Raw genomic sequence first — 18,886 nt, forward strand, 5'->3', positions numbered from 1 at the left:
TAACTAAAAGAGCCTAGCCCCGATTGAACGGCATGTTTGACTTCGTCGAACCACTTCGTTAGGTTTGAAGCTCTTTTTGTAAGTAATGGCCAAAAGCCAAGCACAAAAAAGCGAGTAGTGAAAGCGGGAAATAGCTACTAAAAATAATTGTAACTAGGTTTCAAGTGAGCTTTTATATTTTTTTATTTCTTTTGAATCTAGGTGAGTTTAATGCTTATTTAATAAAATATTTAAGAAAAATTTAGCAGTATATAAAGTTGGATTTCGTTTCTTTTCGTTACATTTGATAAACATAAATTATTTATACCTATGAAAAAAACACTTAAAATGGCAGCTTTGGCTTTGATGGTTTCAATGACTGCTGTTTCTTGTAAGAAAAAAGTATCTGATGCGGATTTGACAAGTAAGGCTACAACTGTAGTTGCAACTTATCCAGGAACTACTGTTGAAGTTAAGGACGGACAAGCACATCTAAGTGGTGTATTTGCTACACAAGCTGATAAAGATGCTGCTATTGCTGCTTTGAAAGCTGTAGAAGGTGTTAAAGATGTACACGATATGGCTACTGTAGCGCCTGCTACACCAGCTGTGGAAGTTAACGTTGTTGATGCTGCAGTTTTGCAAAAAGTTAGTGATGCAATTAAAGATATCAAAGGTGTTAAAGCTGAAGATGTTGCTGGTGTTCTTACACTAACAGGGACTGCTTCTTCTGCTGATGCTAGAAAAGTAAAAGAGTCTGTTGATGCTTTGAAAATTGGAAAATACGATAACAAAATTGTAGTTAAATAAGAAGTTATGAGTTTACAAGATAAATATGCAGGTGTAGTATCTGCAGCACAAGGAGCGGGACTTTCTGACCTTAATATTCAAGAGCAAGATGGTATTTTGTACATCACAGGTGGTGCTAGTAATAGTGCAGCTAAAGATGCAATTTGGAATGCTTTAGGCGCTGTTGATCCTAACTACACTGCGACTGATATCAATATTGATGTTCAAGTTAGTGGTTTGGCAGCTGGAGCGGCTTTAACGGTTGCAACAGATGAGTCTAACCTTAATATCCGTCAAGAGCCTTCTACTGATGCTAGCATCCTAGGAAAAGCAGCTAAAGGTTCTACAGTAACTTTGGTTGAGCAATCTTCTGACGATTGGTGGAAAGTAAAAACTGCTGATGGTGTAGAAGGTTATGCTTATGCTAGATATTTAAAAGCTTAAGATTTAATCTTATATAAAAAAAGAACCTCCAATTTTTTTGGAGGTTTTTTTATTTTTGAACTTTCTTAAGAATGTTCTCGATGATAATATTTTCAATATTATCAGGATAATTGACTGTAAAGTGTTTATCTTCTTCGACCCAAGCTTGCAGAAGTTGTAGCGATAACTTATCCGAACTTTCGATGCCAAGTTTGTTAAGAGAACTAGCATTGTAAGCTTGTTCATACTGATTATGAATTGGGATTACAAAGAGCTTTTTGTGAAGGTATAAAGCTTCGGCTGGTGTTTCGAAACCTGCATTACAAAGTACTCCTCTACAATTTGTAAAAGCATTGATAAATTTTTTTTGATCAATCGGATAGAATTCTACATTATTCTTTCGATACGCATCTTTTGACTTTTTCGAAAATACTTTCCAGTTGACATCTATTTTTGATAAAGTTTCATAAATAGCTTCGTCCGAATAACTTGGTAAATAAACCAAATAAAATCCTTCATCTTTGGCATCAAGCGATCTGATTTCTTTTCGGATAACTGGCGTTTTTACATTGGGATGAAAAGCTTCAAAATGAAATCCAATTTTCTCCTTACAAGGCGCATAGTATTTTAAAATTTGTTCGCCCAACCAACTTTTGTGACTTGGTTTCGGAACACCCTGAAAAGACAATGCAGCTTGATGACTTAACGCAATTATTTGATGATGTTTTAGTTTTGCTGCCCAAGCAGTTATCGGCTCAAAATCATTGATAATCAAGTCGTAATTGTCTAGATTAAAGTTTTTGATGAGTTTAACCGCTTTACAATAATTGTTCTTAAACAAAGTCTGATTGTAAGACAAACCGCCATGGTTATCATAAAGTAAAGAAATGCCTTTAAAACGATAATCGATGTCGATTTTTGGTTTTAATTGACTTTGATGTCCGCTGATTAACACGTCAACCAAAGCATATTTTTTCAAAATTGGGACAATCTCTTGTGCTCTTGCAATATGTCCATTTCCTGTGCCTTGCAATGCGTAAAGGAGTTTCATATTGCAATATTTTTTAATTGGATAATATCTGCAATTTGCAAATCAACAAGTTCTTCGTCCTCGCTTGTAGAATTTGCATTTAGTTCTTCTTTAATATCATCAAAATAGACGATTTTCCATTCGCCATTTTCATATTCGAGAGCGCTAAGATTTTCGATCCAGTCGCCAGAATTAAGATAAATGCAACGCCCTTTTTTAGTAACAACTTTGCGCATCTGAGGTTGATGGATGTGTCCACAAATAACATAATCGTATTCGTTTTCGATGGCTAATTCTGAGGCAGTTAACTCAAAATCTCCAATAAATTTGACTGCTTTTTTAACGTTGTTTTTTATCTTTTTTGAAAATGAATACTTTTCGCGTCCCATTTTTACTAAAATCCAATTGACAACATTATTAATCTGAATTAAAAGATCATAGCCTTTGCCACCAAGTTTCGCAATCCATTTAGAATGTTGAACCGACGCATCAAAAACATCACCATGGAAAATCCATGTTTTTTTGTTGTCAATGTCCATTGTTAGTTTGTTACAAAGTTTTAAATTTCCTAATTCTAAATCTGTGAACTTCCTGAAATTTTCGTCATGATTTCCTGTAATATAATAGACTTTTGTCCCTTTTGTCGCAAAATTGATAAGCTTTTTAACAACTTTAAGATGCGACTTCGGAAAGTAACTTTTTTTGAACTGCCAAACATCAATAATGTCACCATTTAATATTAAAATTTTTGGTTTAATAGATTGAAGATAAGCGTGCAACTCTTTGGCTTTGCAACCATAAGTACCGAGATGGATATCGGAGATTACGACAATTTCTGGATTTCTTGTCATAGCAATAGATTTTTACAAAAAACGCATTTTAGTTTTACGTGGACGTAAACCGATTGTTATTTATTTGGGAAGATTATGTTGCTTCAAGGTTAACAAGCTGCTGATTATCGGATATTATTCGATTCAAAATTTTATATTTGCAAGATTAGAATATATTATGAAAGGACAGAACAAACTTTTTATAGCCATTATCGTTGCTTTAATCATCGGTGTGGTCATCGGTGGGATTGTTAATAAGTATGAAAGAGGGACTACTATCCGTATTAATACTGAAGTTGTCGATGCTAAACATCCGCAACAAGACGAGGTGAAATTTAAGACTAGTGATGGTAAAAGTTTCAGTCAAAAAATTCTAATTGCAGAGAATGATCAAAAAAAAGATTCTCTTACCAAAGTTTTTCAAGGACAAGATCTTCTAGTTATTGGTCAAGGCGCTAAAACTATTTTTGAACCGACTGTTCTTAAAGGAAAAGATGTTCAAATAGAAAAGGTGGAAAAATCAAATGCTGGTCGTGTAACCGCGCTAGATGATATCGCTTCTTTTTCTGAAATGATAAAACTTCTAGGGACAATTTTCATCCGACTTGTACAGATGATTATTGCGCCGTTGGTTTTCACCACTTTAGTTGTTGGTATTGCTAAGATGAGTGACATTGCAATGATTGGACGTGTCGGTACAAAAGCTATGTTGTGGTTTATTAGTGCATCGTTGGTTTCATTATTAATTGGTTTGATTTTAGTCAATTGGATGGAACCTGGTAAAGTGATGCAACTTGAAAAACCTGCTGCCGAAGCCGCAGGCGAATTGATGAAAAGCGCACACAATGGACTTTCTCTAGAACAATTTGTAAATCACGTGGTGCCCAAAAGTTTATTCGAAGCATTTGCAACCAATGAAGTTTTACAGATTGTAGTATTCTCAGTAATGTTTGGGATTGCTTTATCAGCAATGGGTGAAGAATATACCAAACCAATCGTAAAAGCTCTAGACATCTGTGCTCACGCCATTTTGAAAATGGTTGGTTACATTATGTGGGTTGCACCTTTAGGCGTTTTGGGAGCGATTGCAGCGGTTGTTGCAACCAATGGTTTCGAAATATTTTGGGTATATGCCATCTATCTTCGAGACTTCTTCTTTGCACTTGCTGTATTGTGGCTGGTTTTACTTTTAGTAGGTTATTTAATTTTAGGAAACAGATTATTTAATTTAATTAAAAGAATAAAAGAACCTTTATTAATCGCTTTTTCAACGACAAGTTCGGAAGCGGTTTTTCCAAAATTAGTTGAAGAATTAGAAAGATTTGGTTGTAATAAAAGAATTGTATCATTTATTTTACCATTAGGATATTCATTTAATCTAGATGGAAGTATGATGTACATGACATTTGCTTCGATTTTTATCGCACAGATTTACGGTATCGATATGAGCATTGGACAACAAGTAATTATGCTTTTGGTTTTAATGTTGACCAGTAAAGGGATTGCGGGTGTACCAAGAGCGAGTTTGGTGATTATTGTTGCAACTTGTTCTATGTTTGGTATTCCGCCAGAAGGTATTGCTTTGATCTTACCAATTGACCACTTCTGCGATATGGGAAGAAGTATGACCAATGTTTTAGGAAATGCTCTAGCAACGTCTGCTGTTAGTAAATGGGAAGGACAACTAGAAGGTGCTGCCCAAGAAAGTTAATTTCTATTATAAGAATAGTTAGCAAACATTATATCAATACGGAAATTGTTTTAATTTCCGTATTTTTGTATTTATAAAAGAGAACAAAATTTTATGTTGACGAAAGAAAGAGTTCAAAGCTTTTTAAAAGAGATAGAAGTAGACGATTTAGTTACCAATCTTCATGTTATGGGTAACGACGTATATATCGATATGGTAGCGCATTCTCCTGCAATGCACGAAAAGAAAAAACTAGAAGTGGCAATGAAGCAAGCTTTTGCTTCCGAGTTTGGTGAAGAAACACAACTTAAACTTAAAATCACTTCTCCAGAATTACCAGCTCAACCTGAGATTAAGGGTAAAGAAATTAAAGGTATTAAAAACATTATCGCTGTAGCTTCTGGTAAAGGCGGCGTGGGTAAATCTACAGTTTCTGCAAACTTGGCGGTAACTTTGGCGAAAATGGGTTTCAAAGTTGGGATTTTGGATGCTGACATCTATGGTCCATCTGTTCCAACAATGTTTGATACTGAAGGTCAAAAACCAATTTCGGTAGAAGTTGAAGGTAAGAACCTCATGCAGCCTATCGAAAATTACGGTGTTAAAATGCTTTCGATTGGATACTTCTCAGGTGCTAACCAAGCAGTTGTTTGGAGAGGTCCAATGGCGAGTAAGGCGCTTAACCAAATGTTGCGTGACGCTAATTGGGGCGAGTTAGATTTCTTATTAATCGATCTTCCTCCAGGTACAGGAGATATTCATTTATCTATTATTCAGGAAGTTCCGGTTACAGGAGCAGTTATCGTGAGTACACCGCAACATATCGCACTTGCAGATGTTAGAAAAGGTATCGCAATGTTCAATATGGAAAGTATTAATATTCCAGTTCTTGGACTTATCGAAAATATGGCGTACTTTACACCAGAAGAATTACCAGATAACAAATATTATATCTTTGGTAACCAAGGTGCACAATATATGGCGGAAGATTTAGGAATTCCTGTTTTAGGAGAAATTCCTTTAATCCAAAGCATTAGAGAAGCGGGAGATGTTGGTCGTCCAGCAGCTTTGCAAGAAGATTCTAAAATTGCTGCAATCTATACAGAAACAGCACAAAAAATGATCGAAAGCCTTGTTGAAAGAAATAAAAATCTGCCAGCAACAGAAGCCGTAAAAATCACGACAATGGCGGGATGCTCGCCGAAGAAAAAATAATGAGTATGGAAAACACAAATCTAACACACGAAGAATTGGTAACCAAAGTGATGGAAGCTTTAGAAAGTATTCGTCCATTCCTTAACAAAGATGGTGGCGATATCGAACTCGTGGATGTTAAAGAAAATAAAGCTTTTGTAAAACTTTTAGGGACTTGTTCTAACTGTCACATAAGCCATTCTACAATGAAGTTGGGTGTTGAGAATACGATTAAGCAACACGCTCCAGAGATTTTGGAAGTTATCAATATCGACGACATCTAGTCTAAGGATATTTGATTAATATAAAATCGCCCGATAACTTAGTTATCGGGCGGTTATTTTTTATTCTACAATCTCAGCGTCAACAATTTGACCTTGTGGGCTTTTATCTTTCTGTTGAAATTCCCATATCAAGTATTTGTCCACCTCTTTCAAAAGCATCGGGATTGCGAAAGCCAAAATGGCTAAATCATCCAAAGCCCCAACAAAAGGTACAAAATCTGGTATAATATCAATAGGAGATATAACATAGACCAAAGCCAAAGCAGGGAACAAAATATCGGTAATTTTCATACTATATTTTCCGCTACGCCAAGCTTTTATCATGCGATAGACTGCTGGTATTTTTTGCAATAAACCTTTGTGTTTCAGGGCTTCTTGCGCAAGTTTCATTTTAGAATATTTCATTGGTGTTTTAATAAAATTTTTTCATCATCACATTTGCAAATAGCATTCCAATGCTATCTTAACAAATTATAAATTATTTACTTACGCTATCAATAAAGGCTTGGCTATCTGCTGAGTTCCAGTCCAATGTGCTATCTTCCTTCTTCAAAATCTGAAGATTTCTGCCAATAACATAAGTTGTCGGGAAAACATCAGGCAACATTTTCGGCGTCAATGGACTTTGCGCAATATAGACAGGCGCTGTATATTTATTCTCTTCCAAAAATTTTTTGACAGCCTCTTCCTTATCTTGCATCGCGATTAAAACAAATTTAACTTTCTGATTTTTAGACTTGTACAAAGCTTCGATCGACGGCCATTCTGTACGACATGGCGCACACCAAGTTCCCCAAAAATTAAGGAAAACAATCTGACCTTTATAGTCGCTCAACTTTGCATCAGGAACATTCATCCCTTTTAGATCAACATCAAAATCCTCATCCGCAAAACTACTTTCTGCCACCACTTTATCGACAGTTGCTGTCATCCCAAATTGATCGCTAACAAATTCTCGCAACGGCTTTACCAATGCAAAAATCAAAACCACAACAAGCAGAATAACATAGACAAGATTCTTTTTCAAAAAAGTCATATCAAAAATTATTTGGGCGTGCCCCAATTTTCCTTCAGCATTTTCAGCCTCCAAATTGGGTCGGTCTACGTGCAGTCGCTTTTATTATTTCACGCAATTTCGCGAGGCTCCATTGCTGTTCAATAATAAAGAGCTCCGACAATGCACTTCGCCCTCACGCAGATTTCGTTTAATTATAAAAATTTAGATCAGTTGAAGCAATTCCTCAACAGTATCTTTTCCTCTATTTTTAGCATAATAAGTTTGTAACTCTACATAGAAGTCATCTTTCGACATCGTCTCAGGATTAGCTTTATACTTTTCCAAAAGCTCTTTTCCATGTTTTGGTCTTGGTCCCCAATGATTAATGTAGTTAAGATTTTCGTCCAAGAAAATAACAATCGGAATAGACTTTCCGCCATCCGTTAAAAACGAATCTATCAAAGATGGCTCTTGATCACGATACGTAATTCTAACATCAAACTGTTCGAAAAACTTCACTACAACCGGAATAACTTGGCTAGCATCACCACACCAAGCTTCAGAGATTATCAAGATTTTCCCACGGAAGTTTTTCTTTGCCAAAGTCGCAACATCTTCTTCACTCGGCGTATACTTTTCGAACATTCTGTTCATACGTTGGATACCAAGTCGGTAATATTCTCCAAATTCCGCTTCTTGCTCGTCTTTTGGATTGCCCAATCTTTCGCCAGCTTCTCTTAGATATTCGTTATAGTCAACCGCGTTGTCCCAGTATTTTTTGATTTCCATTTCTTTTTTTCTTTCTTACAAATTTCCAGTTTATTAATCTATTTCAATGTAACAAAAATCACATTTTAAGAATTAAATTCTACGTATTTTGTTAATCATGTACATGTCTGCCAATACAAAAGCAGCGAGGCTTTCAACAATTGGTACAGCACGTGGAAGTACGCAAGGATCGTGACGACCTTTGCCTTCTACAATGACAATTTCGCCATCTTTGTTGATGCTTTCTTGTGGACGAAGAAGCGTCGCAATCGGCTTAAAAGCCACTCGGAAATAGATGTCCATTCCGTTAGAAATACCGCCTTGGATGCCTCCAGAAAGATTTGACTTTGTTGTCCCATCCGCATTGAAAAGATCATTATGCTCTTTACCTGTCATTTTTGCACCACAAAATCCACTTCCGTATTCAAAACCTTTGCAAGCGTTAATGTTTAACATCGCTTTTCCAAGCTCTGCATGTAACTTGTTAAAAATTGGTTCGCCCCAACCAGCAGGTACATTTTTAATAACACAAGTTATCGTACCGCCAATCGTGTTGCCTTCTTTTTTAACCTCTTTAATACGTTCAATCATTTTTTCGGCAGTCTCTGCATCTGGACAACGCACAATATTGCTTTCAGTTTTAGAAAAGTCTAGAGCTTGGTAAGGTTTTTCGCAAAAGATATCACCAACCGATGACACGTAAGCGTTAATTTCCACATTGGGAATTAATTGTTTTGCAAGACTTCCTGCAACCACCCAATTTAGTGTTTCGCGTGCAGACGATTTTCCACCGCCACGATGATCGCGAATGCCATATTTTTGGTCGTAGGTATAATCGGCGTGACTCGGACGATAAGCGCCCGAAATATGATCGTAATCTTTAGAACGTTGATTTTCGTTTTCAACAATAAAACCAATGGGCGTTCCTGTTGATTTTCCATCAAAAATTCCTGATAGAAAACGAACTGTGTCGCTTTCTTTTCGTTGTGTTACAATCGCCGATTGTCCGGGCTTTCTGCGATCCAAATCTTTCTGAACTTCGTCTAGATTTAGTTCTAAGCCTGCCGGAAAATTGGTGATTACACCGCCATAAGCTTCACCATGGCTTTCACCAAAAGACGATAGCGTCAAAAAGTTTCCTAATACATTGAACATACTACAAATTTATGCAATTTTCGGATGCCTTTTATATTTCGCTGAAAAGAATTACAGTAAGATTTTCTTTTAAAAAAGAATCAAATATCTTTGCAAAATGATGAAGCCAAATTCAAAATCCGTTCTTATTCTTGGAGCCAATTCCGATGTTGCAAAACAAGCGATGAAACTTTATTTGCAAAAAGGTTTTGAGGTGATGGCGGCTTCGAGGGATTTGACTTCAATTGAGAAATTTATAGGAGAAAATAATTTAGATTCATCGAAAATTCGATTGTTGTATTTCGATGCTGCCAACTTTTCGTCGCATCAAGACTTTTATAATCAACTTCCGACAAAACCCAATATTGTTGTTTATTCAGCTGGTTTTTTAGTTCAGAATGAAAAAGCATTTCATGATTTTGATGCTACTTTTCAGATGATGAAGGTCAATTATGCTGGTGCGGTTTCCATTTTAAATATTATCGCATTTGATTCAAGTAATAATAATTTAGAACGAATAATTGGTTTGTCGTCACTTTCAGGCGTTCGTGGTCGTAAATCCAATTTTGTGTATGGAAGTACAAAATCAGCTTTTACACAATATTTGGCGGGACTTCGACAAGAATTAGCACATCGAAATATTAAAGTGAATGCACTGGTAATCGGCTATATCAATACAAAAATCAATGAAGGTTTAGAGTTGAATAAAAACCTAATTATGGAACCTGAATATGTCGCAAAACATATTGTAGAAGCAGGAAATACATTCACCATCGTCCCAAATTGGAAATGGAAACTTATTTATCAAATTCTAAAATGGTCACCAGAATTCCTGGTTGCTAAACTTCCGTAGCTTTATAGCACGCAATTTGCAAGTTTCTTCGCATGGATAGAGGAACTTTCATTAAAACCACAGCTCTAGGAATTGGAGCTTTGTTCTTTTTAGGAACTCAAAATATTTTAGCCAACTCATTTTCAAGTATCGAAACTACCGAAGAAAATCGACCAATTATTATCATTGGTTCAGGTTACGGTGGCGCCGTTGCGGCTTTGCGTTTATGCGAAGCTGGGAAGAAAGTGTGTATGCTGGAAATGGGCTTGAATTGGGCGAAATCTGGAATTTCATTTTCTAAAATGCAAAAACCTGGTAAAAGTGCAGCTTGGTTAAAAAAGCAATCTATTGCGCCTTTTTTTAATCTATTTTCATTGGAACCGTTTACGGGAGCTTTGGATCGATTGGATTTTAAGGATATTAAGATTTGGGTTGGACGTGGCGTTGGTGGCGGTTCTTTGGTGAACGGTGGAATGGCGGTTCTTCCGAAACGAGATTATTTTGAAGAGATTTTTCCAAATTTGGATAGTAAATTGTTTTTTGATAAATATTTCCCGAAAGCACAACAAGAATTGAAAGTAAATGTTGCCCGCGAAGAATTTCTAAATGATTGTAAGTTCTATAAATTCAATAAAGTTGGTGAAGCAGAAGCTCGCAAAGCAGGTTTTAAAACCATTCGGGTTCCCAATGTCTATGATTTTGACTACATGGAAAAAGAATATCGAAATGAAGTTCCAAGGTCTGCATTGGATGGAGAAGTGATTTACGGAAATAATCACGGAAAAAATTCTTTGGATAAAACCTATCTAAAAAAGGCTGTAGCAACTGGAAATTTAGAAATTTTGGATTTACATTCAGTTCAAAATATTAAAAATGAAAACGAAGGTTATTGTTTAGAAGTTCATCTAATTGATACTTCTGGACAAATCGTTGCTAAAAAATTGATGAATTGTCAACAACTAATTTTGGCTGCTGGAACGATGGGAACTTTAGAGTTGCTTTTAAAATCTCATGCTGAAAACGGTTTGCAACTTAACGAAGAAGTCGGAAAACATTGGGGAAACAACGGGAATTTTATGACGGGACGAAACTGGGTGAAAGCCTTTTCAGGAGGTTTGGGATTTCAACATTCGACGATTCCCGTTGGTGGAATTGACAATTGGGATGATCCTAAACATACTTTTTTCGCTGAATTGGCGCCACTTCCGATGGGAATGAATGTTGCGACCGCTTTGTATTTGATGATTAATAAAGTTGATCAACCAGGAAGTGTGAGTTTTGATGCTTCAACGAAAAAACTCGTTTTAGATTGGTCACGGAAAAATACTTCTAAAATGGAAGTAAATGCAAAATTTTTCCTCCGTAAAATGAATAAAGTAAACGGCGGAACTCGAAGTCACATGCTTTTTCATAACGGTTTAGGTTATGATGTTTGTTATCATCCTTTGGGTGGTGTTGTTTTAGGAAAAGCAACCACGGAATTCGGACAATTAAAAAACCACAAGAATCTTTTTGTTTTGGATGGCTCGTTAATTCCTGCGAGTATTGGAGTTAATCCATTTCTTACAATCACAGCCTTGGTAGAATATTGCATGGAGAATTTGTTAAAGGAGAAGGCTTTTGGGTAATTTTTTTTTTGAAGTGTCTATTTTAAAGTTGCATTGATTTTAGATTTAAATATTATTTTATTTCGAAAAAAAAATCAGATTAGAAAGATATCTAATCTGATTTTTAATTTATTTAAGCTGAAAAGCCTTATAAGTTCATACTTTTATCCTTTATCAACAAAAGCAGACATATATTCTCTGTTCATTCTTGCGATGTTTTCTAGAGAAATTCCTTTCGGACACTCTACTTCACAAGCACCAGTGTTAGAACAGTTTCCGAATCCTTCTTCGTCCATAGCCGTAACCATGTTTAGAACTCTTCTCTTCGCTTCTACTTGACCTTGCGGTAATAAAGCGTATTGAGAAACTTTTGCTCCAACGAAAAGCATTGCAGAACCGTTTTTACATGTTGCTACACAAGCTCCACATCCGATACAAGCCGCAGCATCCATTGCTCTGTCTGAATCTTCTTTTGGAACCAAAATATTGTTAGCATCCGTCGTTCTACCAGAAGTGTTAACAGAAATGAAACCACCTGCTGCCATTACTCTATCGAAAGCACTTCTATCCACAACCAAGTCTTTGATTACTGGGAAAGCCGCACTTCTCCAAGGTTCGATAACGATAGTTTCTCCATCTTTGAAGTGACGCATGTGCAGCTGACAAGTAGTGATACCTGTATCTGGACCGTGCGCACGACCGTTGATGTAAAGAGAACACATACCGCAAATACCCTCACGACAGTCGTGGTCGAAAGCTACTGGTTCTTTACCTTCGTTAATTAAATTCTCGTTTAGAATGTCTAACATTTCCAAGAAAGAAGAATCTGTAGAAACGTCAGATATTTTATAGGTCTCAAATTGACCTTTGGATTTATTATTTTTTTGTCTCCAAATTTTCAGCGTAAGATTTAAGCCTTTTTTTGCACTCATAATTTTATATTTATTGGTTGGAGATTATTTGTAACTTCTTGTTTTAACTTCGATGTTATCGTACACAAGGTCTTCTTTGTGCATTACTTCGTCGTTAATATTTGGACCGTTATATTGCCAAGCAGCAACATACTTATAGTTAACGTCATCACGTTCTGCTTCTCCATCAGGTGTTGCATGATCTTCACGGAAGTGTCCTCCACAAGATTCGTTTCTGTTAAGCGCATCGATAGCCATCAATTGACCAAGCTCAAGGAAATCAGCCACACGAAGTGCTTTTTCCAATTCTGGGTTCATCTCATCGTTAGAACCAGGTACTTTTACATTCTTCCAGAAATCATCTCTTACTTCTTCGATTTCTTTAATCGCTTCTCTAAGGCCTTCTGGCGTTCTTCCCATACCTACTTTATTCCACATAATGTGTCCTAATTGTTTATGGAAATGATCTACAGAATGCGTTCCTTTATTGTTCAATAAATAATCGATTCTATCTTTAACATCTTTTTCTGTTGCTTCAAAAGCTGCAGAATCTGTTGGGATAGCTCCAGTTCTGATGTCTGCAGAAAGATAATCTGCGATTGTATAAGGCAATACGAAATATCCGTCTGCCAAACCTTGCATCAAAGCAGAAGCACCAAGTCTGTTAGCACCGTGATCTGAGAAGTTAGCTTCACCGATTACGAAACATCCAGGGATTGTAGATTGTAAGTTATAATCAACCCAAACACCACCCATTGTGTAGTGAACTGCTGGATAAATCTTCATTGGCGTTTCATAAGGGTTGTCTGCAGTAATTTTCTCGTACATTACGAAAAGGTTACCATATTTTTCCTCAATCCAAGCCTTACCAAGATCGTAGATTTGTTGTTCTGAAGGATTGTGAATATGCTTTTCGATAGCAGCTTCTCTACCTTTTTTCATGATTTCTGTTGAGAAATCTAAGAATACACCTTCTTTAGTGTCGTTATTTTCGATACCGTAACCAGCATCACATCTTTCTTTACCAGCTCTAGAAGCTACGTCTCTCGGTACCAAGTTACCGAACGCAGGATATCTTCTCTCTAAGTAATAATCTCTGTCCGCTTCAGGGATATCTTTTGCTTTTTTCTTACCTTCTCTGATGGCAACTGAATCTTCAATGTTTTTAGGAACCCAGATTCTTCCTGAGTTTCTAAGAGATTCTGACATCAAAGTTAATTTTGATTGTTGCGTCCCATGAACTGGAATACAAGTCGGGTGAATTTGAACATAACAAGGGTTTGCGAAATACGCTCCTTTTTTGTGAATTTTCCAAGCTGCAGAAACGTTCGATCCCATCGCATTTGTCGATAAGAAATATACGTTACCATAACCTCCAGAAGCGATAACAACTGCGTGTGCAGAATGTCTTTCGATTTCACCAGTTACAAGGTTTCTTGCGATAATTCCTCTTGCTTTACCATCAACAATTACAAGATCTAACATCTCGTGACGGTTGTACATTTTAATTCTACCTTTACCGATTTGACGGCTCATTGCAGAATATGCACCTAATAACAACTGTTGACCAGTTTGTCCTTTTGCGTAGAATGTTCTTTTAACCTGAACCCCACCGAAAGAACGGTTATCTAACTGACCTCCGTAATCACGTCCAAAAGGAACACCTTGTGATACACATTGGTCGATAATATTTCCTGAAACCTCAGCTAAACGATATACGTTTGCCTCTCTTGCACGGTAGTCACCTCCTTTAATAGTATCGTAGAACAATCTATAGATAGAGTCACCGTCACCTTGATAATTTTTAGCAGCGTTAATACCTCCTTGAGCAGCAATAGAGTGTGCTCTTCTTGGAGAATCCTGATAACAAAATGCTTTTACGTTATAACCTTGTTCAGCTAAAGTAGCTGCAGCAGAACCACCTGCTAATCCTGTACCAACAACAATAATATCAATTTTATCACGGTTGTTAGGCGCAACAAGGTTCATATGGTCTTTATGATTACTCCACTTGTCTTTAAGAGGACCTGCTGGAATTTTAGAATCTAAATTACTCATTCTCTTTATGATATTATTGAGTTACAAAATGATAAATAGCAATTAGGATAAATCCTGCTGGAATTAGTATAGAATACCAAGTTCCGAATGCCTTAATAAATGGCGTGTACTTTGGATGTCTTGCACCAACTGATTGGAATGCCGATTGGAAACCGTGAGCCAAGTGTAAACCTAACAAAATGAAAGCTACCACATAAATAACAACTTTAATTGGGTCAGCAAATTTCTCATGCAATTCGATCCAGAATCTATCTGTTCCAATGTCATCAATATTCCCTTGAATGTACTTGTGATTGATCTCGTGGAACCAAAAATCGTACATGTGTAGCCCTAAGAAAGCTAAAATAACCAATCCAGAAATAATCATATTTCTAGACATCCAAGAAGAGTTAGCAGCAGCGCCGTTAACGTCATACTTTACAGGTCTCGCCTTGTTGTTTTTTGCTTCTAAAATGAATCCCATAATAAAATGGAAAAACACCGCAAAAATCAAAATAGGCTGCATCAAATATTGAATGAATGGATTATAACCCATAAAATAAGATGCCTGATTAAAACCATTTACACTAAATACAGATAGCATATTCGTGAAAAGGTGCATCACCAAGAAAACCAGCAAAAAAAACGCCGATAGTGCCATTGCATATTTTCTTCCTATCGAAGATGAAAATCCTGCCATAATCTAATTTTATTTTTTGAATACGCACAAAGTTAAAAAAATGTTAATAGGAAGCCTATTGAGAAATGTCACAATTTAGTAGTTTATAATCTTTCTAAATAATTAATTCGACTAATCATTCAATTTGTAAAATTTTCCACGATAGGTGAATCCAACATTGTCTTTAGGCACTTTTATTAAATGATATTTTGTAGCTCGCGATGAAGCTAAATAAGGATCTATAAGAAATTTTTCAGTTTTTGAGATGTCAGTATCATCTTTCGTTATTACAAAAACCTGTGACTTTTCCTTTATTAAAACAGTTTTATTTTTAAATGAAGCTATTTCTAAACTTTCATCTTTTTGAAATTGATAAAAAGTAAAACCAAGTCTTATTCCTAAAAATAGCAAAATACTGAAACAGAAATTGATTACATATTTCAAATTTCGCTTAACTAAAACAAAACGGAAATAATACAGAATTATAAAAACTGCAGCAACTTCTGCAAGGTTAAACCCAATATCTTTAAAAAATAAAACATCAAAATCTGCAAACCAATGTATGGCTTTCAATAAATATTTTACAAACCAATCATAGACAAAATCTAGCCAACTAAATTCAATATTAAAAGCAAACAAAACCACCATCAATAAAGAGAAAATGATAATAATTTCTGAAAACGGAATAATGCATAAGTTTGCAAGAATTGATACCAAAGAGTATTGATGAAAGTAATATAAAACCAATGGCAAAGTCGCTAATTGCGCCGAAAGTGACAAACTAAAAATCGCTAACAAAAACTTATAAATAACATTATTTCGTTCTGGAAAACATTTTATAATTGGTTGATTAAGCCAATAAATCCCAAAAACTGCAACATAACTCAACTGAAAACCGACATCGAAAATCTGTTGAGAATCCCAAATCAAAATAACAAAAGCTGACAACGCCATCGAATGAACGAGATTAGGAGGGCGATTCAAAAGTTTTGTCACATAATAAAAACTAATCATCAAACATGATCTAACGACAGAACTTCCATAGTCAATAAAAATTGCAAAGCACCAAATACCGACTAAAGCCATGCAAATCGCAACTTTCCGCCATTTAACAGGAAAAGCAGTTTTAGAACTCAACAGAATTAACCAAAAAATGATCAACATGTGCGATCCAGAAATCGCTAAAAGATGCACCAATCCAGACTTATTAAAATCCGAAACCGTAACTTCGTCCATCCCAGTTCGGTCAGCGAGGATGATTCCTTTCAGAAACTCTTTGTGACGAGAATTGAGTTGCGAGCTATTTATTCTTTGCAAAACTTTCAAACGTTTTTGTTTGATTTTGTCCGCAAAAGAAACTTGTTGTTTTGAAGCTTGCAAAATATTTTCATTAGCGAAAGCCAAACCAGAAACTTTTTGACGCTCAAGATATTTTGGATAATCAAATTGAAAATCGTAGCGCGGCGATTTTAATTCAGAAAAATAAAGATTGGATTTATAAACGTGTTTAAAATCTAATTCTAAAGCATTTTTGGGAATTTGTAAAACGATAGAAATCGACGAATTGTGATGATCAATCTTCGATATTTTCGCTTGATACTTTCTATACTTTTCGTTGGAATTAAGTTTTTTCTCAATTTGAAAAAGCGTTTCGTGTTTTCCGTTTAAACTTAATTTTTGATAATCAGAAACATTGAAATAATGAACTAAACAACCGAAACCAAAGAAACTTAAAGGTAAAAATACACTTCGAAATTTAACGAGGAATGCATTTTTAAAAATAAAAGAAAAAAGAATTATTAATGTAAAAACTATAAAAAACAGAAGCCCGATCCAAATCTCAAAACCAATTTTATCTTGAAGTAAAATTCCAAGACAAAATGCCAACAGCGTTGCAAAAAGTGGCTGGCGAGACATGATTCATCGTTTTAATTTTTGTTTAAACTAAAAGTAATGAATTTTTGTAACGAAAAAATAAAAATTATTTTATGTTAAGTATCACATCCGCAGCATGTTGACTTGCTCCTTTTCCGCCAAGCTTTTTTCGTAGTTCGGTATAATCCGAAAGCATAATGCCACGCTCTTTTCCTGTTAAAATTTTGTTCAATTCTTTAACCAAATTCGTCGTGTTAAGATCATCTTGAATCAACTCCGTAACAACTTCGCGATCCATAATCAAATTGACTAAAGAGATATATTTAATATGTTTGACAAGGCGTTTTGCGATTTCATAAGAGATTTTACTACTTCTGTAACACACAACTTCTGGTGTATTGAGAAGCGCCGTTTCTAAAGTCGCAGTCCCAGACGTTACCAAAGCGGCTTCCGAACAGCGCAACAAATCATAAGTTTTGTTCGATACAAAATGAACATCAGCGTCTACAAATTGCTCATAAAAAGACTTCGGCAAGCTCGGCGCACCCGCTATAACAAATTGATAATCTTTAAAATAAGGACGAACAGACAACATCAATTCTAACATTTTGACAACTTCTTGCTCACGACTACCAGGAAGTAGCGCAATAATCGGTTGTTGATTGAGCTTATTTTCAGACTTAAATAATTCTACATCAACTGGTTGTAAGTCCGAGATTGCATCTAACAACGGATGTCCAACAAAATGTGCATCCACCTGATGTTTTTTATAAAAATCCTTTTCAAAAGGAAGAATAACCATCATGTCGTCAACATATTTTTTGATGGTTTCGACACGGCCTTCTTTCCATGCCCAAAGTTGTGGCGAAATATAATATACAACACGAATTCCTAAAGATTTTGCAAATTTTGCAATTCGGAGATTAAAACCTGGATAATCGACCAAAACCAAAACATCTGGTTTATAACTCGCAATATCTTTTTTACAAAATTTAATATTTTTGAGAATCGTCCCTAAGTTCTGAACCACTTCTAAAAATCCCATAAAAGCAAGATCGCGATAATGTTTCACCATTTGTCCACCTTGCGCTGCCATCAAATCGCCACCCCAAAATCTAAAATCAGCGTTTGGGTCTTTTTCTTTCAAGGCTTTCATAAGGTTGCTTGCGTGCAAATCGCCAGAGGCTTCACCTGCTATAATGTAGTATTTCAAAGTAGAATTGAGGTTTTAGAATTTAGATTTCAGATTCTTTTTAACATGAATCAAAAATCAATTATTTGAAGTAAATTTGTTGTAAAGATAAAAATAATATCATGTCAGAAGAATTCGAAATCAGAAATAAAGTTGCAGAAAATACGAGTTTGGTAAATTTTGATTTATCGTCTTTGATGCCGAAAGGCAAAAAAATAGGAATCGACCTAAAAAACTTTTTATATGAAGGTCTTATCCTTCGCGAGAAAGATTATCGTGAAAAAATAGAAAATATAAATCCTGAAGATTATCGCGATGCTTACGTATACATCTATTGCTCTGAAGATGTAATAATTCCGTTGTGGGCTTATTTTTTAATTGCTGCAAAATTAACAGATACAACTAAAAAAGTGGTTTTTGGGAATTTAGAAGATCTTAATGTTCTGTTGATGCACAATGCCATTAAAACTTACGATTACTCTGAACTAAAAGACAAGCGCGTTCTTGTAAAAGGTTGCTCCGACGTTGATATGCCGAATAACGCCTACATCGAATTGGTTGAACAACTAAAACCAATGGTTAAATCGTTGATGTTTGGCGAAGCTTGTAGCAATGTTCCTATTTTTAAAAACTAA

General features: G+C 35.6%; 19 protein-coding genes. 8 read left to right on the plus strand and 11 right to left on the minus strand.

Annotated features, from left to right (window positions below):
* Positions 1-309 precede the first annotated feature (309 nt).
* Positions 310-789 (plus strand): BON domain-containing protein, encoded by a 480-nt coding sequence (locus B5X62_RS14105; protein WP_079668129.1) that lies wholly within the window; start codon positions 310-312, stop codon positions 787-789.
* Positions 790-795: 6 nt separating this feature from the next.
* A complete protein-coding gene (locus B5X62_RS14110; RefSeq protein ID WP_079668130.1) occupies positions 796-1,212 on the plus strand; it encodes an SH3 domain-containing protein in 417 nt (138 codons plus the stop codon).
* Positions 1,213-1,261: 49 nt separating this feature from the next.
* Here B5X62_RS14110 and B5X62_RS14115 read toward each other — a convergent pair whose 3' ends face one another.
* Together B5X62_RS14115 and B5X62_RS14120 are read right to left on the minus strand one after the other, a co-directional pair.
* Complete coding sequence (locus B5X62_RS14115; RefSeq protein WP_079668131.1) at positions 1,262-2,242, minus strand: glycosyltransferase family protein; 981 nt, start codon at positions 2,240-2,242, stop codon at positions 1,262-1,264.
* The gene (locus B5X62_RS14120) at positions 2,239-3,072 is read right to left on the minus strand and encodes a UDP-2,3-diacylglucosamine diphosphatase (RefSeq protein WP_079668132.1); all 834 of its coding nucleotides are present in this window, start codon (positions 3,070-3,072) and stop codon (positions 2,239-2,241) included. Before B5X62_RS14120 ends, B5X62_RS14115 begins: the two co-directional genes overlap by 4 nt.
* Before the next feature lie 157 nt (positions 3,073-3,229).
* Here B5X62_RS14120 and B5X62_RS14125 point away from each other — a divergent pair, with 157 nt between their 5' ends.
* The 3 genes from B5X62_RS14125 (at position 3,230) to B5X62_RS14135 (ending at position 6,219) form a co-directional block, all read left to right on the plus strand.
* The gene (locus B5X62_RS14125; protein ID WP_079668133.1) at positions 3,230-4,762 is read left to right on the plus strand and encodes a dicarboxylate/amino acid:cation symporter; all 1,533 of its coding nucleotides are present in this window, start codon (positions 3,230-3,232) and stop codon (positions 4,760-4,762) included.
* A 93-nt stretch (positions 4,763-4,855) separates the two neighbouring features.
* A complete protein-coding gene (locus tag B5X62_RS14130) occupies positions 4,856-5,956 on the plus strand; it encodes an Mrp/NBP35 family ATP-binding protein (protein ID WP_079668134.1) in 1,101 nt (366 codons plus the stop codon).
* Between the two features lie 5 nt (positions 5,957-5,961).
* Positions 5,962-6,219 (plus strand): NifU family protein, encoded by a 258-nt coding sequence (locus B5X62_RS14135; RefSeq protein ID WP_079668207.1) that lies wholly within the window; start codon positions 5,962-5,964, stop codon positions 6,217-6,219.
* Between the two features lie 60 nt (positions 6,220-6,279).
* On the opposite strand, the gene B5X62_RS14140 is transcribed toward B5X62_RS14135, so the two are convergent.
* The 4 genes from B5X62_RS14140 to aroC all read right to left on the minus strand — a co-directional run bounded on the left by B5X62_RS14140 (position 6,280) and on the right by aroC (position 9,139).
* Positions 6,280-6,624, minus strand: a complete 345-nt coding sequence (locus B5X62_RS14140) for a YkvA family protein (RefSeq protein ID WP_079668135.1) — start codon at positions 6,622-6,624, stop codon at positions 6,280-6,282.
* A gap of 73 nt (positions 6,625-6,697) precedes the next feature.
* Positions 6,698-7,255, minus strand: coding sequence for a TlpA family protein disulfide reductase (locus B5X62_RS14145; protein ID WP_245797205.1), 558 nt, complete (start codon positions 7,253-7,255; stop codon positions 6,698-6,700).
* A 183-nt stretch (positions 7,256-7,438) separates the two neighbouring features.
* Complete coding sequence (locus B5X62_RS14150) at positions 7,439-8,005, minus strand: thioredoxin family protein (protein WP_079668136.1); 567 nt, start codon at positions 8,003-8,005, stop codon at positions 7,439-7,441.
* A 72-nt stretch (positions 8,006-8,077) separates the two neighbouring features.
* On the minus strand, positions 8,078-9,139 hold the full coding sequence (gene aroC, locus B5X62_RS14155) for a chorismate synthase (protein ID WP_079668137.1): 1,062 nt from the start codon (positions 9,137-9,139) through the stop codon (positions 8,078-8,080).
* 97 nt (positions 9,140-9,236) lie between these two features.
* Here aroC and B5X62_RS14160 point away from each other — a divergent pair, with 97 nt between their 5' ends.
* Both B5X62_RS14160 and B5X62_RS14165 read left to right on the plus strand, forming a co-directional pair.
* Entirely contained in the window at positions 9,237-9,971 is a 735-nt protein-coding gene (locus B5X62_RS14160; RefSeq protein ID WP_079668138.1) for an SDR family NAD(P)-dependent oxidoreductase, read from the plus strand.
* A gap of 32 nt (positions 9,972-10,003) precedes the next feature.
* Positions 10,004-11,578: a GMC family oxidoreductase N-terminal domain-containing protein gene (locus B5X62_RS14165; RefSeq protein WP_079668139.1), complete on the plus strand. Its 1,575-nt coding sequence runs from the start codon at positions 10,004-10,006 to the stop codon at positions 11,576-11,578.
* Positions 11,579-11,721: 143 nt separating this feature from the next.
* Here the strand turns inward: B5X62_RS14165 and B5X62_RS14170 are convergent, their stop codons facing one another.
* From B5X62_RS14170 to lpxB, 5 genes are all read right to left on the minus strand, one after another.
* Entirely contained in the window at positions 11,722-12,489 is a 768-nt protein-coding gene (locus B5X62_RS14170) for a succinate dehydrogenase/fumarate reductase iron-sulfur subunit (protein ID WP_079668140.1), read from the minus strand.
* Between the two features lie 24 nt (positions 12,490-12,513).
* Positions 12,514-14,526, minus strand: coding sequence for a fumarate reductase/succinate dehydrogenase flavoprotein subunit (locus B5X62_RS14175; RefSeq protein WP_079668141.1), 2,013 nt, complete (start codon positions 14,524-14,526; stop codon positions 12,514-12,516).
* A 13-nt stretch (positions 14,527-14,539) separates the two neighbouring features.
* Complete coding sequence (locus B5X62_RS14180; RefSeq protein WP_079668142.1) at positions 14,540-15,205, minus strand: succinate dehydrogenase cytochrome b subunit; 666 nt, start codon at positions 15,203-15,205, stop codon at positions 14,540-14,542.
* A 111-nt stretch (positions 15,206-15,316) separates the two neighbouring features.
* Positions 15,317-17,101, minus strand: a complete 1,785-nt coding sequence (locus B5X62_RS14185) for a ComEC/Rec2 family competence protein (protein ID WP_079668143.1) — start codon at positions 17,099-17,101, stop codon at positions 15,317-15,319.
* Positions 17,102-17,165: 64 nt separating this feature from the next.
* Positions 17,166-18,272 carry a lipid-A-disaccharide synthase gene (lpxB, locus tag B5X62_RS14190; protein ID WP_079668144.1) on the minus strand — a complete coding sequence of 369 codons (1,107 nt, stop codon included), beginning with the start codon at positions 18,270-18,272 and terminating at the stop codon, positions 17,166-17,168.
* A 101-nt stretch (positions 18,273-18,373) separates the two neighbouring features.
* Here lpxB and B5X62_RS14195 point away from each other — a divergent pair, with 101 nt between their 5' ends.
* On the plus strand, positions 18,374-18,886 hold the full coding sequence (locus B5X62_RS14195) for a DUF2480 family protein (RefSeq protein ID WP_079668145.1): 513 nt from the start codon (positions 18,374-18,376) through the stop codon (positions 18,884-18,886).

The sequence above is a fragment of the Soonwooa buanensis genome (assembly GCF_900167905.1).
GTDB classification, from domain to species: domain Bacteria; phylum Bacteroidota; class Bacteroidia; order Flavobacteriales; family Weeksellaceae; genus Soonwooa; species Soonwooa buanensis.